Annotated in this window: 14 protein-coding genes; 13 read left to right on the top strand and 1 reads right to left on the bottom strand. The window is 46.5% G+C overall.

Annotated features, from left to right (window positions below; genetic code table 11):
• Nucleotides 1–13: 13 nt before the first annotated feature.
• Nucleotides 14–1,597 (bottom strand): hypothetical protein, encoded by a 1,584-nt coding sequence (locus LDX50_RS11400; protein WP_225698575.1) that lies wholly within the window; start codon nt 1,595–1,597, stop codon nt 14–16.
• Between the two features lie 140 nt (nt 1,598–1,737).
• On the opposite strand from LDX50_RS11400, the gene LDX50_RS11395 reads away from it, so the two are divergent.
• The 13 genes from LDX50_RS11395 (at nt 1,738) to LDX50_RS11335 (ending at nt 16,331) form a co-directional block, all read left to right on the top strand.
• On the top strand, nt 1,738–2,901 hold the full coding sequence (locus LDX50_RS11395; RefSeq protein ID WP_225698574.1) for a 2-isopropylmalate synthase: 1,164 nt from the start codon (nt 1,738–1,740) through the stop codon (nt 2,899–2,901).
• A gap of 3 nt (nt 2,902–2,904) precedes the next feature.
• On the top strand, nt 2,905–4,305 hold the full coding sequence (gene leuC, locus LDX50_RS11390) for a 3-isopropylmalate dehydratase large subunit (RefSeq protein WP_225698573.1): 1,401 nt from the start codon (nt 2,905–2,907) through the stop codon (nt 4,303–4,305).
• Nucleotides 4,298–4,885 (top strand): 3-isopropylmalate dehydratase small subunit, encoded by a 588-nt coding sequence (gene leuD, locus LDX50_RS11385; protein WP_225698572.1) that lies wholly within the window; start codon nt 4,298–4,300, stop codon nt 4,883–4,885. The genes leuC and leuD overlap by 8 nt, the downstream gene beginning before the upstream one ends.
• Nucleotides 4,882–5,964 (top strand): 3-isopropylmalate dehydrogenase, encoded by a 1,083-nt coding sequence (leuB, locus tag LDX50_RS11380; protein ID WP_225698571.1) that lies wholly within the window; start codon nt 4,882–4,884, stop codon nt 5,962–5,964. Before leuD ends, leuB begins: the two co-directional genes overlap by 4 nt.
• Nucleotides 5,965–6,165: 201 nt before the next feature.
• Nucleotides 6,166–7,056, top strand: coding sequence for a branched-chain amino acid transaminase (locus LDX50_RS11375; protein ID WP_225698570.1), 891 nt, complete (start codon nt 6,166–6,168; stop codon nt 7,054–7,056).
• On the top strand, nt 7,056–8,732 hold the full coding sequence (gene ilvD / locus LDX50_RS11370) for a dihydroxy-acid dehydratase (RefSeq protein WP_225698569.1): 1,677 nt from the start codon (nt 7,056–7,058) through the stop codon (nt 8,730–8,732). Before LDX50_RS11375 ends, ilvD begins: the two co-directional genes overlap by 1 nt.
• Nucleotides 8,725–10,458: a biosynthetic-type acetolactate synthase large subunit gene (ilvB, locus tag LDX50_RS11365; RefSeq protein ID WP_225698568.1), complete on the top strand. Its 1,734-nt coding sequence runs from the start codon at nt 8,725–8,727 to the stop codon at nt 10,456–10,458. The genes ilvD and ilvB overlap by 8 nt, the downstream gene beginning before the upstream one ends.
• Before the next feature lie 16 nt (nt 10,459–10,474).
• The gene (gene ilvN / locus LDX50_RS11360; protein ID WP_225698567.1) at nt 10,475–11,020 is read left to right on the top strand and encodes an acetolactate synthase small subunit; all 546 of its coding nucleotides are present in this window, start codon (nt 10,475–10,477) and stop codon (nt 11,018–11,020) included.
• A 42-nt stretch (nt 11,021–11,062) separates the two neighbouring features.
• Nucleotides 11,063–12,112 (top strand): ketol-acid reductoisomerase, encoded by a 1,050-nt coding sequence (ilvC, locus tag LDX50_RS11355; protein ID WP_225698566.1) that lies wholly within the window; start codon nt 11,063–11,065, stop codon nt 12,110–12,112.
• A 3-nt stretch (nt 12,113–12,115) separates the two neighbouring features.
• Nucleotides 12,116–13,378, top strand: coding sequence for a threonine ammonia-lyase IlvA (ilvA, locus tag LDX50_RS11350; protein WP_225698565.1), 1,263 nt, complete (start codon nt 12,116–12,118; stop codon nt 13,376–13,378).
• Between the two features lie 199 nt (nt 13,379–13,577).
• Nucleotides 13,578–14,876, top strand: a complete 1,299-nt coding sequence (locus tag LDX50_RS11345; protein WP_225698564.1) for an OmpA family protein — start codon at nt 13,578–13,580, stop codon at nt 14,874–14,876.
• Between the two features lie 64 nt (nt 14,877–14,940).
• The gene (locus tag LDX50_RS11340) at nt 14,941–16,170 is read left to right on the top strand and encodes an OmpA family protein (protein ID WP_225698563.1); all 1,230 of its coding nucleotides are present in this window, start codon (nt 14,941–14,943) and stop codon (nt 16,168–16,170) included.
• Complete coding sequence (locus LDX50_RS11335; RefSeq protein WP_225698562.1) at nt 16,170–16,331, top strand: hypothetical protein; 162 nt, start codon at nt 16,170–16,172, stop codon at nt 16,329–16,331. Before LDX50_RS11340 ends, LDX50_RS11335 begins: the two co-directional genes overlap by 1 nt.
• Nucleotides 16,332–16,356 lie beyond the last annotated feature (25 nt).

Here is a 16,356-nt window from a genome sequence, read left to right as displayed (position 1 = left end):
TTGCCGGCCTTCGTTACAAAGTCTGGTTCTCGCTCGCCATGGTTCGTTGCCGGGCTATTCTCCGCATTGCTTTCTGGTGGATGATCTCTCCAACTTTATGATTATTGCTTTTTGATTCCAGCCATGAAATAATATCGAAATACATGAATGCCCTTCGTTCGTAGGGGTTATGCTGCAGGGGAACCAGCTGGTCGCGCAGTTCATTGAATGCTTCCATTAATTCTTCTTCGGATAAGTGGGCATCCAATTTTTTCAGAAAACTGAGGATATACTTTTGAAAGGAGTACAGGTCCTTCTTTCGAAGCAGGAAGCGGTATGTCGACCGGATGTAATAATCTATGACATCTGTATTGCCCAGTTCATAGTGACTGATCAGACTTAATATCCGCGCGAAAGAGTGAATATCTTCACGCAGATCAATATTTTCGGAAGTGAAAATCCGGTTCAGCCAACGGATGCAGTTCCCATATTTCTGATCCCCGAAATAAAGACAGGCCACCTTGTAAAAAAGTATGATGCGTGAATGATTGTCTAGTTGCCTGATAAAAGGCTCAAGGAGCGGTTCAATTTTTTCGATCAAAGAAACACCATGGCCGAAATCGCCCAGCATAAAGATTCGGTTGAATTCATGCACGTACGTATATTTATACAGGCGCATCCGGATGTTTTCATTCATTGTATGCCTTGGATAATGGCGGATTTCCCTGAGCCTTCTGCTGGTTTCAACAAAATCATCGTAGGAATACATCTTGTACTGGGCAATCATCAGTGTATTGATCGCACTCAGGTAATCATTGGTCCGTGAGTAGCGGATCTCCTTATGCTCATCGAAAAGATCAAGCCACTTGCGGGCGTATTTGAGTCCGCTGTCAAAATCCTGGATAAATGAATAATACCCGGAAAGTAATTGATAAAGGCTTAGTTTTTCCGTAAGCGAGAGTTCTTGCTCAATAAAATCAGGCAGTTCCTTTTCAAAAAGTCGTTGGATGTGATTATAATCACTCTGATTTCGGATAAATCCGATTCTGTAATAGATTGCGTTCAGTCGGGCAGCCAGGTTGGTGAACTTGTTTACATTGTTGATACGTTCATTCACCTGCTGAACCTCCCGCACGATGCGGTTCACCCGCTGCTCATTACCGGCACCAACCGTTTGGGTAAGTATATTCTTTTCCCACTTAAGAATTTCGAGCTGCAACTCCAGGTTGTCGATGCTGCCAACCTTTTTACGGGCTTTTTTTAATATCTGAACACATTGGTCGTATAAACCCCGGTTAAAGAGGATCTGCACATGATCGATCATCTCGCGTATCTGGATCTCAAGTGAGTGGGACTGACTGTACTGACGCATACACTGAAGTACACGCTGATACAGATGAGCCTTGAGGTTGGAGATCTGTGTTGGAGAAATATCCGGAATAGAATTCAGAAGTGCTTCCTCATCGTACTCAGTTTGTTCAGAAAGCCCGTTAAATAAAAGAATGAATTTCTTTTCCGAAGACCCGTTGCGCGAAGCCCACACATTGAAATATCTTCTTTCAGCTGGTTTCATGGTTTGAACAAGCGAATGCAATGCTGTGGATTTTGATCTTGCCATCGTAATAAATATGACGAAAAATATCTTTTAAGCCGTATAATAATCAATATTATTGATTCAGGAATCGTAAATATAATACTTTTTGGCATTTACTTCCGTTGCGGGTAACCATACCTTTGATTTTGACCAAATTAGTAAGTATGGCTACAGAGAACAGAATTTACATTTTTGATACCACGTTGCGGGATGGTGAACAGGTGCCCGGGTGCGGACTCACCAAGAAGGAAAAGGTACGTCTTGCCCAGGCACTGGAGGATTTAGGGGTAGACATAATTGAGGCGGGTTTTCCGATAAGCAGTCCGGGAGATTTCGAAGCTGTGAAGTCTGTTGCCGAAGTGATTCGTAATTCATCTGTTTGTGCCTTATCGAGGGCAGTTGAGCAGGACATTGTTACTGCAGCCAGGGCGATTGAAAATGCGGTTCGTCCACGTATCCATACAGGAATCGGTACTTCCGATCAGCATGTTTTTACCAAGCTTCGTACAACCCGCGACCGGATCCTTGAAAAGGCGCATTTCTGTGTTAGCACGGCTAAAAAGTATGTGGATGACGTTGAATTTTATGCGGAAGATGCCGGCAGAACAGAGAACAGCTTTTTGGCCCAGGTGATTCAGGAGGCCGTGAATGCTGGTGCTACAGTAGTAAACATTCCTGATACGACGGGCTACTGCCTGCCTTCGGAATACGGTCAAAAAATTAAATACCTGATTGATCATGTGAAGGGCATCGAGAATGTGATTATATCTACACATTGCCACAATGATCTCGGACTTTCTACTGCCAACAGTGTGGAGGCCATACAGCAGGGTGCCCGTCAGGTGGAATGTACCATCAACGGAATTGGTGAAAGGGCTGGAAACACTTCGCTCGAGGAGGTTGTAATGATCCTCAAAAAACACAATTGGCTCAACTACACCACCGGAATTCACACAGAAAAGCTTTATTCCATGAGCCGGCTAATCTCGGAAACCATGAATATGCCGGTTCAGCCTAATAAGGCAATCGTCGGAGCAAATGCATTTGCGCACTCTTCCGGGATTCATCAGGACGGTGTCATTAAAAACAGGGATAATTATGAAATCATCGATCCTGCAGAAGTAGGAGTTAATAAATCTTCCATCATACTTACCGCGCGGAGTGGTCGTGCCGCCCTGAATTTCCGCCTCGGTCAACTGGGTATCCAGCTTGCCCGCCCGGAGCTTGAATCTGCCTATGAAGAATTTTTGGCTGTCGCAGACCAGGTTTCTGTGGTTGAAGACGAGCATTTGCAGGAAATCGTAGCGAAACTTCAAGACGTAGCCTGATTTATGGGAAAGACACTTTTTGACAAGGTGTGGGACCGTCATGTTGTGGAGGTTATTCCCGACGGCCCGCAAGTCGTATATATCGATACGCATTTTATCCATGAAGTAACGAGTCCGCAAGCCTTTGCCGGATTACGAAAACGGGGAATCGGCGTTTTTCGTCCGAAACAAACCGTCGCAACCGCTGATCACAATGTTCCTACGATCGACCAGCATTTGCCGATTCGCGATGCCTTATCCAGGCATCAGGTTGACACCCTTATAAAGAACTGTGAAGCATTTGGGGTTGAATTATACGGGCTCGGGCATCCTTACCAGGGAATCGTGCATGTTATCGGACCTGAACTGGGAATCACACAACCCGGAATGACTATCGTTTGCGGAGACAGCCATACGTCTACGCATGGGGCATTTGGAAATATTGCATTTGGAATCGGAACAAGTGAGGTGGAACAGGTACTGGCAACCCAGTGCATTCTCCAAACAAAGCCAAAGAAAATGAAGATCGAAGTAAACGGATCACTGCGCTCCGGTGTACTGTCGAAGGATATCATACTTCATATCATTTCGAAAATCAGTACCAGCGGCTGTACGGGTCATTTTGTGGAATTTGCCGGATCAGCGATCCGCAGCCTTTCCATGGAAGCGCGTATGACCATCTGTAATATGAGCATTGAAATGGGTGCCCGGGGTGGTATGATCGCTCCGGATGAAACAACCTTTGAGTATATGAAGGGACGAACATTCGCACCGAAGGGCGCAGAGTGGGACCGCAAAGTAGCGGAGTGGCGCGAGCTGTTTACAGATGACGATGCTGTTTTCGACAAGGTTCACACATTTAATGCCGGCGAAATCGAACCCATGATCACCTATGGTACAAACCCGGCCATGGGAATCGGCATTACCCAGCGAATTCCGGAAATGGAAGGAAATAAGGAAGATACCACCCTGAAAAAGGCGCTGAAATACATGGATTTATCAGCCGGAGCACCCTTACTCGGACAGCGAATTGATTACGTATTTATTGGAAGCTGTACGAACTCCCGGATTGAAGATCTTCGCCTGGTGGCAGACCTGGTTAAAGGGCGTAAAAAGGCGGATCACGTGACAGCATTGATCATACCAGGTTCGAGACAGGTAGAGGAACAGGCGAAAAGCGAGGGCCTTGACAAGGTACTTGAGTCGGCGGGGTTCGAACTCCGTCAGCCGGGATGTTCGGCCTGTTTGGGCATGAATGAGGACAAGGTTCCGGACGGGAAATATTGCGTTTCCACGTCAAACAGAAATTTTGAGGGCCGGCAGGGTCCTGGTGCGCGTACCATGCTGGCGAGTCCGCTCACAGCTGCAGCAGCTGCACTCAATGGATATATTTCGGATGTGAGAGAATTAATGACTAATGGATAAGTTCAGGAAAATAGAATCTACCGTTGTTCCGTTGCCGCTGGAGAATGTTGATACGGATCAGATAATTCCCGCAAGGTTTTTAAAAGCCACAACACGGGAAGGTTTTGGCGATAATCTTTTCCGAGACTGGCGGTACAAATCAGATGGAACGCCGAATCAGGATTTTATTCTGAACCAGGATAATATCAAAGGAGAAATACTGGTAGCGGGAAAGAATTTCGGATGTGGCAGCAGCAGGGAGCACGCGGCCTGGGCTATCTATGATCATGGCTTCAAGGTGGTGGTTTCAAGTTTCTTTGCAGATATATTCAGAAATAATGCATTGAACAACGGACTTCTTCCCGTGCAGGTTTCAGAAGAATTCCTGGACAGGATCTTCCTGGAAAGGGAACGGGATGAAGACCTGAGGGTCACGGTAAACCTCGAAGAACAACTGATCACACTGGAATCAACAGGTGAAAGCGAGGAATTCGATGTGAATCCCTATAAGAGATACTGCCTCATTAACGGATATGATGATATCGATTATTTGCTCAGCAAACGGGAAGCAATTGAGGAATTTGAAAAGAACAGATCATGAATAAGAAAATAGCCGTGTTGTCGGGTGATGGTATCGGTCCGGAAGTAACTCACCAGGCCGTTCAGGTACTGGAATCGGTTGCCGACAGATTTGGCCATCAATTTATTTTTGAAGAGGCCCTCATTGGCGCATGTGCCATTGACCAGACCGGGGATCCATTCCCACAAGATACAGAACAGGTTTGCCGTAATGCTGATGCCATTTTGTTCGGTGCGATCGGCCATCCTAAATACGATAATGATCCCTCCGCAAAGGTACGCCCCGAACAGGGTTTGCTGGCGATGCGTAAAAAATTAGGATTATATGCCAATGTAAGACCTGTCACCAGCTATGAAGCGCTGGAGGACAAGTCTCCATTGAAAAATGAAATTGTGCACGGGACAGATTTTGTGGTCTTTCGTGAACTTACCGGAGGCATTTATTTCGGTGAGCCGCGTGGACGTACAGAAAATGGCGCAACAGCTTTTGATACCTGTGTTTACAGTCGTCACGAGATCGAGCGCATTGCACATCAGGCATTTCAGGCGGCTCAGAAAAGAGGTAAGCATCTGACCCTGGTGGATAAAGCAAATGTACTCGCAACCTCGAGACTATGGCGGGAAGTCGTGAAATCTATGGCAGCCGGGTATCCTGATGTTGAGCTTGACTTTATGTTTGTTGATAATGCGGCGATGAAAATTATTCTGAATCCGGGATTCTTCGACGTGATTCTTACCGAGAATATGTTTGGAGATATCATCACAGACGAAGCCAGTGTTCTTGCGGGTTCGTTGGGCATGCTTCCTTCAGCAAGCACAGGTGACTCCTATGCATTGTACGAACCGATTCATGGTTCCTACCCTGAGGCAGCCGGAAAGAATATAGCGAACCCTGTAGGCGCGATCCTGTCGGCAGCCATGTTACTGGAATATTCATTTGATATGCTGGAAGAAAGTGCTGCAATTCGCGAGGCTGTAGCCGCTTCTATTACTGAAGGAATCGTCACTTCGGATATCGATGCGTCTTCCACGTATGGCACAACAGAGGTTGGTGCGCATATTATTTCACTGCTGAAATCTTCAGTTTCCCTTAAATCCTAGAAATATGCAGCATTTAGTTTGTTTTAACCGGGATTTATTCACTACATTTAAAAAAACTAATGAGAAACCTGTTCATCATATCACTGGTCATTATTAACGTCATTCGATTGAATGCTGACCGGGATTGGTGAATCTGAAATAAGATAAACATTGAAAAGCGCCATCCCCCGGGATGGCGCTTTTTTTTTAACCCCATGACATATGTATTACAATAAGAATACCATCGTATTTAAAGACGGCCGAATGATTCCGGCGGCTGAAGCCATGTCCAGTGATTATACACAAACGCTGCATTATGGCAATGGTGTATTTGAGGGAATGCGATCCTACGAGAATGCAGAGGGATGCAATATTTTCCGTGCCAGGGAACATTTCGACCGCCTCGCCTATTCAGCGGATCGGATGCAGTTAAAAATGCCTTATTCCCCTGAAGAAATGGTGCAGATCGCATACCAGCTTCTTGATGAGAACCATCTGCACAATGCCTATATCCGGCCGCTGGTATACGGCGGTATGAATATGAGCCTGGAGCCTTCCGATGAGTGTCACGTTTTCATGGCAGCCTGGAACTGGGGAAAATATCTGGGTAATGATCCGCTGAGCGTAATGGTTTCATCCTATCAGCGACCTAATCCGAAATCAACAATTATTGATGCCAAGATCGTTGGACATTATACCAATAGCATTCTAGCCACATCCGAAGCCAGGAAGTTGGGTTATGATGAAGCTTTGCTGCTTGATATGCATGGCAATGTTGCTGAAGGTCCGGGAGCCAATTTCTTTTTTGAAAAGGAAGGTATCCTCTATACACCCCCCGCTGGTCACATACTTCCGGGCATTACCCGCAGGACGGTCATGGAGCTTGCGCAGGAGCTGGGCATCCGCGTGGTGGAGAAATTCTTCGAAGTGGAGGAGGTATATGATGCAGACACTGCTTTTTTCGTAGGAACTGCTGTAGAAATTGCACCAATCGCCGCGATCAATGGTGAAAAACTGAAGGGAACCTGGGAAGATTCAGCGGGACACCAGCTTTATCTGATGTACCGTCAGAAGGTTCGGTTTAATGAATACCAGGGATTAACGATTGTTTAATGAGTTCTGCGCCAAATAAATACAGCCGTGTTGTAACACAGGACCCCACTCAGCCTGCCGCACAGGCCATGCTTCACGCCATTGGTCTCACTGATTCCGACCTGAAGAAAGCACAGGTAGGGATTGTGAGTACGGGTTTTGAGGGTAATCCATGTAACATGCATTTGAATGACCTTGCCAGGGATGTAAAGGGCGGAGTTACCTCCGCTGATCTGGTAGGTCTGATATTCAATACGATCGGAGTAAGCGACGGAATTTCAATGGGAACACCGGGTATGCGGTACTCACTTCCATCGCGCGATATTATTGCCGATAGTATTGAAACAGTAGTAAATGCACAGGCATATGACGCCCTGGTTGCGGTTGTTGGCTGTGATAAAAATATGCCAGGGGCTATGATTGCCATTGGCCGTTTGAACAGACCTGCTATTCTTGTTTATGGAGGCACGATCGCCCCGGGCTGCTATGCCAACAAAAAACTGGATGTGGTTTCAGCGTTTGAGGCGCTCGGGCAAAAAATGGCCGGGACCATTTCAGAAGAAGATTTTAAAGGTGTGGTTCATCATGCCTGTCCGGGTCCGGGCGCATGTGGCGGGATGTACACAGCCAATACGATGGCTTCTGCGATTGAAGCACTCGGATTAAGCTTACCCTACAGTTCATCGAATCCGGCCAGGGATCAATCCAAACAAATAGAATGCAGAAAAGCAGGTGAACAAATGAGACACCTCGTGGAGATGGACCTGAAGCCACGGGATATCGTTACGAAAAGATCATTTGAAAATGCGATTTCACTCATTACAGTGCTGGGAGGATCAACCAATGCGGTTCTTCATTTACTGGCGATGGCCCATGCATTCGGCATTGACCTGACATTACAGGACTTCAGTTCCATCAGTGCACGTACGCCTTTCCTGGCAGATTTGAAACCCAGCGGTCAGTTCGTTATGGAAGATTTACACGAAGCAGGCGGTATTCCGGGCGTGATGAAACTTATGCTGAAGGAGTCACTACTCGACGGAAATTGCATGACCGTAACCGGCAAGACAATTGGGGAAAATATTGAAGAAGCAGCGCTTGCCGACGGACAAACGGTGATCCACCCTGTTGCGGATCCCATAAAATCATCCGGGCATTTGCGCATCCTGTACGGGAATTTAAGTCCGGATGGTGCCGTAGCCAAAATCACTGGAAAGGAGGGTGAATTTTTTGAAGGTCCGGCCCGTGTATTCGAGAGTGAATTCGAGGCCAACGATGAACTTCTCGCCGGAAAGGTGCAGGCAGGAGATGTCATTGTGATCCGATACGAAGGTCCGAAAGGGGGCCCGGGAATGCCTGAGATGCTGAAGCCCACTTCGGCGATCATGGGTGCCGGACTGGGTAAGGAAGTGGCTCTTATTACCGATGGCCGGTTTTCCGGCGGAACACATGGTTTTGTGGTGGGGCATATTACACCCGAAGCACAGGATGGCGGACCGATTGCCCTGGTTCAGAATGGTGACAGAATACGTATTGATGCCCGGGAGAACAGGCTGGATATTCTGGTCGACGAGGAGGAAATGGCCCGAAGGAGGAAAAGCTGGAAGGCACCGGATTTGAAAAAGACTTCCGGGATCTTATACAAATATGCCAGGATGGTGTCAACCGCATCAGAAGGCTGCATAACAGATGGATAATATGGAATTACAGGCAAATAAAACGCTTACAACTACGGAAACGATCAGCGGGGCAGAGGCGGTAATACGATCGCTGCTGGCCGAGGGTGTTGATACCATGTTCGGTTATCCCGGTGGCGCCATTATGCCGGTTTATGATGCGCTTTATGATTATCAGGAAGAGCTCAGGCATATCCTGGTGCGTCATGAACAGGGAGCAGTACATGCCGCGCAGGGATATGCACGAGCCAGCGGTAAGGTGGGGGTTTGCCTGGCAACAAGCGGCCCGGGTGCTACCAATCTTATTACAGGTTTGGCAGATGCGATGATCGATTCTACGCCTGTTGTGTGTATCACGGGGCAGGTTGCTTCCCATTTACTGGGAACCGATGCATTCCAGGAAACAGATGTGGTTGGCGTTTCGATGCCGGTAACAAAATGGAATATTCAGATCACCAAATCAGAAGATATACCCCAGGCTCTTGCCAAAGCGTTTTTTATTGCACGATCGGGAAGGCCTGGTCCGGTGGTGGTAGATATCACAAAAAATGCACAGTTCGGAAAACTCGAATTTGCCTATGCTCCTTGTGAAATGCTCAGGAGCTATATCCCCCGTCCGGCGATTGATCCGGTACAATTAAATGCCGCGGCAACACTGATCAACAATGCAAAAAAGCCCTTTCTTCTGGTTGGCCAGGGTGTAATTCTTTCAGGTGCTGAAAATATTCTGACTGAGTTTGTAGAAAAGACGGGCATCCCTTACGCCTGGACATTACTGGGACTTTCAGCAATGCCAACGGATCATTACCTCAATACCGGAATGCTGGGCATGCACGGGAATTATGGGCCAAATGTAAAAACCAACGAATGTGATGTCCTTATCGCTGTGGGCATGCGTTTTGATGACCGGGTAACCGGTGATGTCGATCGCTATGCCAGACAGGCCAAGGTGATTCATATAGAAATTGATCCGGCGGAAATCGATAAAAATGTAAATGCCGATGTACCGCTGATCGGAGACGCAAAGGAAGTGCTTGAAAAACTGATTGATCTGGTGGATCCTGCCGGTCATGAGGAATGGATAGAGGAATTCAGGGTTTGCAGTAACCTGGAGTTTCAGAAAGTAATTGAGAAATCACTGCATCCGGGAGATGAACATGGTCTTCTGATGGGCGAGGTAATCGCCAATGTATCGGCACGGCTGAAGGGTGATGCAATCCTGGTAACCGATGTTGGTCAGCATCAGATGGCGGCCTCACGTTATTTCAATTTCCGTCAGAGCCGCAGCAATATTACCTCGGGCGGACTGGGGACAATGGGATTTGCGCTGCCGGCCGGACTGGGCGCGAAACTGGGGGCTCCGGATCGTGATGTGGTCATCGTTGTTGGCGACGGTGGCATACAGATGAATATCCAGGAACTCGCTACCATTTTTCAGTATGGTGTGAATGTTAAAATTCTGCTGCTGAATAATAATTTCCTGGGCATGGTGCGTCAATGGCAGCAACTGTTTTTCGACCGCCGCTATTCCTTTACCGAGATGGTAAATCCTGATTTTGTAAAAGTGGCAGAAGGCTTTGGCCTCACTGCTAAGAAACTCACAGACCGCAAGGATTTGGATGCGAGTATTGAAGAAATGCTCAATTCAGAATCACATTTTCTTCTCGAAGTGGTAGTGGAAAAGGAGGAAAATGTATTTCCAATGATCCCGACTGGTTCGTGTGTATCAGAAATACGTCTTGAATGACGATAACAATTGAAATATGAAAAAGCATAAATATACGATCACAATTTTCACTGAAAATTTCATCGGGTTGCTTAGCCGGATCACCCTGATCTTTACACGGCGGCATATCAACATCGAAAGCATTACCGTATCAGAATCTGAAGTGAAGGGGGTTCATCGCTATACGGTTGTCGTCAAGATCACTGAAGAGCAGGTAAAGCGTGTGGTGAAACAAATTGAAAAGCAGGTAGAAGCGCTGAAAGCATTCTACTACCGCGATGACGAAACGATCCACCAGGAAATTGCCTTATACAAGGTTTCAACAAAATTCCTTGACGGAAAGCATAACCTTGAGTTTGTGATCCGAACACACCAGGCGCGGATACTCTCGGTGGAAAATAAATATATGGTCATTGAGAAAACCGGTCACAAGAGCGAAACTCAGGAGTTGCTTGAGTTGCTTCAGCCATTCGGGGTTCTGGAATTCGTCCGTTCCGGACGGGTATCCATTTCAAAGCCTATGAAGGAATTGAGCGAATATCTCAATGAGATGGAGGAGGAGCTGCAGTCGCAGCGTGCATAAATTAACAAATGAATTAACTAACCAAATCAACAAAATAAAAAGATGGCAAAGATCAATTTTGGAGGAGTAGAAGAAGAAGTCGTAACACGCGAAGAGTTTTCACTGGATAAAGCCAGGGAGGTATTAAAGAACGAAACCATTGCCGTATTGGGTTATGGTGTTCAGGGACCTGGTCAGGCATTGAATTTAAAAGATAATGGATTCAACGTAATCGTTGGTCAGCGTAAAAATTCCAAGACATGGGATAAGGCAATTGCCGACGGATGGGTGCCGGGCGAAGATTTATTCGAGCTTGAGGAAGCATGCGAGCGCGGAACCATCATCCAGTTTTTACTTTCAGACGCAGGACAGATCAAACTTTGGCCAACGGTGAAGAAACATCTCACACCGGGTAAGGCATTATACTTTTCACACGGCTTTGGTGTGACCTATAATGAGCGCACCGGAATTATTCCGCCAGATGATGTTGATGTCATCCTCATTGCACCAAAAGGATCGGGAACGTCATTGCGCAGAATGTTTCTTGAAGGGCGTGGCTTGAATTCAAGCTATGCGATTTACAAGGATGCTACAGGCAAAGCCAAGGAGCGTGTTGTTGCACTCGGGATTGGCGTAGGATCGGGATACCTGTTCCCAACTACTTTTAAGAAGGAAGTTTACAGCGATCTTACCGGTGAACGCGGAACGCTCATGGGAGCAATCCAGGGAATTTTTGCAGCGCAATATGAGGTGCTTCGTGAAAACGGACATACTCCGTCTGAGGCCTTCAATGAAACAGTGGAGGAACTTACCCAGTCACTGATGCCGCTTGTCGCTGAAAATGGGATGGACTGGATGTATGCGAATTGTTCGACCACTGCACAGCGCGGCGCACTTGACTGGTGGAAGAAATTTAAGGATGCGACAAAACCAGTATTCTCTGATTTATACAAAGAGGTAGCTGCCGGTGAGGAAGCCCAGAAGTCGATCGATTCGAACTCCAAGGAAGATTACCGTGCGAAGCTGGAAGAGGAACTTACTGAATTGCGTGAATCTGAAATGTGGAGAGCGGGCAAGGCAGTTCGTGAATTGCGGCCTGAGCGGGCAAAATAGCCGATGGAAAATATTACGACACAGACAGTTACCGTAAACGGAATCCTGACAGCATCTGAAGTACTGAAGGATGTCATCGTCAGGACTCCGTTGTTGCGTCATGAAGGGTTAAGTGAGAAGCTCGATGCAAACATCCTTTTGAAGCGTGAGGATCTTCAGGTAGTTCGTTCCTATAAGATACGGGGTGCTTACAATAAGATCCATAACACCAATCCGGGAAAACTGGACAACGGGATCGTATGTGCCAGCGCCGGCAATCATGCGCAGGGTGTGGCACTGGCGTGTCGTAAAAAACAAATTCAGGGGAGGATCTATATGCCTGTTCCTACACCGGATCAAAAGGTGAAACAGGTTACGTTTTTCGGAAGGGAGTTTGTTGAGGTAGTGCTTACCGGGGATACCTTTGATGATGCCTATCATGAAGCCCGGAAATACGGAGAGGAGCACGGTGCCGAGTTTATCCACCCCTTTGATGACCCGCTGATCATTGAAGGACAGGGAACTGTCGGGAAAGAGATCCTGGAAGACAGTGAATACCCGATTGACTATCTGATTGTGCCCATCGGCGGCGGCGGACTTGCGGCCGGTGTGAGTACTTATATAAAATCATTGAGTCCGAATACCCGGATAATTGGCGTTGAGCCTGCCGGAGCGCCGGCGATGAAGAAGTCGCTGGAAAAAGATGAATTGGTTACTCTTGATCGCATCGATAAGTTTGTCGATGGTGCCGCGGTAAAGCGTGTGGGTGAAATGACATTCCAGATTTGCCGTGAGCTGATTGATGAGGTCATCACCGTTCCGGAAGGTAAGGTGTGCAGCGAAATCCTGCGCCTGTATAATGAAGATGCCATTGTTGTGGAACCGGCGGGCGCATTAACGATTGCAGCCCTGGATATGCTGGCAGAACGCATCAGGGGAAAAAATGTGGTGGCCGTTGTGAGCGGAAGCAACAACGACATTACACGTACCAGTGAAATTAAAGAGCGGTCAATGCTTTTTGAAGGACTGAAACACTACTTTATCATTAATTTTCCACAGCGAGCCGGAGCTCTTCGTGAATTTTTGATCGATGTACTTGGCCCCAATGACGATATAAGTCATTTTGAATATTACAAAAAGAATAATCGTGAGAAAGGTCCGGCACTGATTGGAATAGAACTGAAAAATCATGCGGATTTGGAGGGATTGATCGATCGTATGGATGAAAAGAAAATCAGGTACGAATACGTAAATGATCAGCCACATTTATTTCATTACCTGATATAAGATATTACATTTTCCATTCAAAAATTGCCCTGATAATGAGCTAAATAGCTCAGAATTAGTGCATAAGTGCAAAAAAACTTACCCTTGCTTGGTCAAAAGTAAAACGAATTATACCTTGGAACCATAATTCGGCGCGTTTTATGTGCTGACTTATATTTTTTAAACGAGTAAGTAACATCATTTTTTAAGCATTAGCGTTATGTTACGAATAACAACTTTTACCAGGGTTGTCATGATATTCATGGCAAGTCTGATTACGATTACGGGTAATTCGGTTCCGGACAGGGATCCGGATCCTATACCTGGAAATTCAAACTATGTAGTTATCGGAGCGTTTGCATTCATCAGAAATGCAGAGCGTTTCACCAAATATGCGCAGGAAGAAAAGGACTTTGATGCCAAATTTGCCATTAATCCTCTTCGGAATCTGTACTACGTGTACATGTACAGCTCAGATGAACGAAAGGATGCTGTGGATGTCGTTCTGAAAGTACGCGCAGACCATCCTGACCTTTGGGATGCCTGGGTTTTTTCCGGTTCGCTGGGAGCCCTGGATGAAGGTGAGATGGTAACGCCGGTATTGAGTGAAAGTAATGAGCCCCAGGAGTACACCGAGGCCGAAAATGCGGAGTGGGAAGCGATGATGTCGGAGCGTGAGGCCGTAGTGGAGCAGGCTCAGGAAGAGATGGCCCCGGTGAATGAAGCCCTGGCTGTTTCGGCAGAAGTGGAAGAAACGCCGGTTGTTGAACCTGAAAAACCAGCCAACCTGGAACCCAAGGAGGGCTATTATTACCTCTACTTCAATACGATCAATAAAAAGACCATGAAGGAGGTAAAAGGACGGGTTCGCGTAATTGATGCGGAGCGATTTAAAGAATTGGAAATTGTTGAATCACAGGAATTAATTGAATTAAAGGATCCTAATAATGGAACCAACCGATTGAAGGCAGCAACCCAGATATTCGGTTTTAAGGAGGTAGATCATGTGATTAACCTCGATCAGCCGTTAACAGATTCAACAGCATCATTTGTAAAGGTTGTTGGTGATTCAATCATTATGGATTTTGAGCTTGAGCGATTCAAGAAAGGCGACATCCTGGTAATGTACAATGTATATTTCTTCAAGGATGCGGCGGTCATGAAGCCTGAATCAAAATATGAATTACTCAGCCTGCTTGATATGCTGGAAGAAAACGACAAACTCAAAGTTCGTATTCATGGTCACACCAACGGAAATGCAAAAGGAAAGATTATTCATCTGGATGATGAGGAAAAGAATTTCTTCAGCCTGCGCGCAGACCAGGAGGAGGATTTTGGAAGTGCGAAAGCATTAAGTACATATCGCGCCGAGACCATTCAGGACTGGCTAATCTCGGAGGGCATCCCAGCAGACAGGATGTCCATCAAAGGATGGGGTGGCAAGAAAATGATATACGATAAGCATGATACACAGGCGCATAAGAATGTGCGTGTTGAAATAGAAATTGTGGAAGATTAATGTTGGTTTCAATTGGCCGCCCTCTCTGCAGGTGAGCACCTAAGGATGGGCGGCTTTTTAAACTATGAAAAATAATATGCGGAATTGGTGGTTCATTCTGATGGCCTGCATGGGTTTTACCCTGCAGGCCTTTGGGCAATCTGGAGAAGTAGCGGGTGAAGGGTACTATGTGGTGATCAATGCATATGCTCAGAGCAAAGAAGACTATGCCCGCAGGTACTATGAGAAAATTCAGGGAGATGGCGACGAGGTGCACTATGCCTATGTCCCGGGAAAGAAGATGTACTTTGTATATCGCCAGTTTCATACAGATTACCGTTCTGCAATAGAACAAATGAGGGAATCACGAAAGGACCCCCGGTTTCCCGATGCATGGGTTTTTGTATCAGGGGAGGTTGTTGAGGACATGTCCGACAGGAAGAATTCAACGAATAAGAATCAAACCGAAGAGGCTGAGATCGAAGAGAACGAAAAAACTCCTGTTATTTCAACGCCTGAAACTGTCGCAGAAATTGATTCGGTAAGCGAAAATGGCGAATTGAATGAAAATGCCCTGGAAGAGCTGAATGACCGCCTCGAGCCGCCGGCAAATGTTAAACAGGTTGTGTTTATCCTGAGCAACGCCAGAAATAACGAAGAAGTCACAGGTGACGTTCAGATCATCGATACGGAACGGTCAAAACTGATCAATGTTCAAAATTCAGGGGAGATCGCGACTATAGCCGACCCGGAAAATGGAACCGGGAATCTTACCATGATCTGTGATGTATTCGGTTATCGGAAGGATCAGAAAGAACTGAACTATCAGACTTTTGCCGAGAATGAAGATGTTCAGATGGTTAATGATTACTACGTGGTGTTCTTCGACCTTGTGCGTTACCACAAGGGGGATATTGCCACCATGTACAATGTGTATTTCTACAATGATGCCGCCGTCATGCGGCCGGAATCCCGTTATGAGGTCAATAGCCTCCTGAATATGATGCGGGAAAATCCCAACTATAAAATCCGGATTCACGGACATACCAATGGAAACCGTTCCGGAACGATTATCTCCATGGGCGATTCAAAGAATTTCTTCGGACTCGACGATCAGAATAAGGACGGTTCCGGATCCGCAAAGATGCTGTCGAAAAGAAGAGCGGAGGTGATTAAATCCTATCTGGTATCGCAGGGAATCGAGGAAGGCAGAATGGAGATCAAGGCCTGGGGCGGACGCCGGATGCTTTATGACAAAAACAGCTCCCTTGCCAAAAAGAATGTTCGTGTTGAAATAGAAATTCTCGAAGAATAATGCTGCTTTCCGAGTTCTTCACGTATTGTCAGTGGCTCTTCTATCTGCTGCTGGAGCTTCTTGTTGTCCGGTTTGTCGTCAACAGGATCGATATCAATCCTCAGAAAATTCTGCAGACCAGGGACCGGTTTTATCACTGGTCCATTTCATGCCTTGGCTAAACACCTTATTGGCAAGGCACCGTTT

The sequence above is a fragment of the Fulvivirga sedimenti genome (assembly GCF_020328055.1).
Note: the sequence above shows the minus strand (reverse complement) of the source record. Positions and strands in the feature narration are given on the sequence as shown.

Bases quoted from the DNA above. Each gene is read 5' to 3' on its own strand.
- LDX50_RS11400 (WP_225698575.1), bottom strand. From the start codon at position 1,597: ATGGCAAGATCAAAATCCACAGCATTGCATTCGCTTGTTCAAACCATG.
- LDX50_RS11395 (WP_225698574.1), top strand. From the start codon at position 1,738: ATGGCTACAGAGAACAGAATTTACATTTTTGATACCACGTTGCGGGAT.
- leuC (WP_225698573.1), top strand. From the start codon at position 2,905: ATGGGAAAGACACTTTTTGACAAGGTGTGGGACCGTCATGTTGTGGAG.
- leuD (WP_225698572.1), top strand. From the start codon at position 4,298: ATGGATAAGTTCAGGAAAATAGAATCTACCGTTGTTCCGTTGCCGCTG.
- leuB (WP_225698571.1), top strand. From the start codon at position 4,882: ATGAATAAGAAAATAGCCGTGTTGTCGGGTGATGGTATCGGTCCGGAA.
- LDX50_RS11375 (WP_225698570.1), top strand. From the start codon at position 6,166: ATGTATTACAATAAGAATACCATCGTATTTAAAGACGGCCGAATGATT.
- ilvD (WP_225698569.1), top strand. From the start codon at position 7,056: ATGAGTTCTGCGCCAAATAAATACAGCCGTGTTGTAACACAGGACCCC.
- ilvB (WP_225698568.1), top strand. From the start codon at position 8,725: ATGGATAATATGGAATTACAGGCAAATAAAACGCTTACAACTACGGAA.
- ilvN (WP_225698567.1), top strand. From the start codon at position 10,475: ATGAAAAAGCATAAATATACGATCACAATTTTCACTGAAAATTTCATC.
- ilvC (WP_225698566.1), top strand. From the start codon at position 11,063: ATGGCAAAGATCAATTTTGGAGGAGTAGAAGAAGAAGTCGTAACACGC.
- ilvA (WP_225698565.1), top strand. From the start codon at position 12,116: ATGGAAAATATTACGACACAGACAGTTACCGTAAACGGAATCCTGACA.
- LDX50_RS11345 (WP_225698564.1), top strand. From the start codon at position 13,578: ATGTTACGAATAACAACTTTTACCAGGGTTGTCATGATATTCATGGCA.
- LDX50_RS11340 (WP_225698563.1), top strand. From the start codon at position 14,941: ATGAAAAATAATATGCGGAATTGGTGGTTCATTCTGATGGCCTGCATG.
- LDX50_RS11335 (WP_225698562.1), top strand. From the start codon at position 16,170: ATGCTGCTTTCCGAGTTCTTCACGTATTGTCAGTGGCTCTTCTATCTG.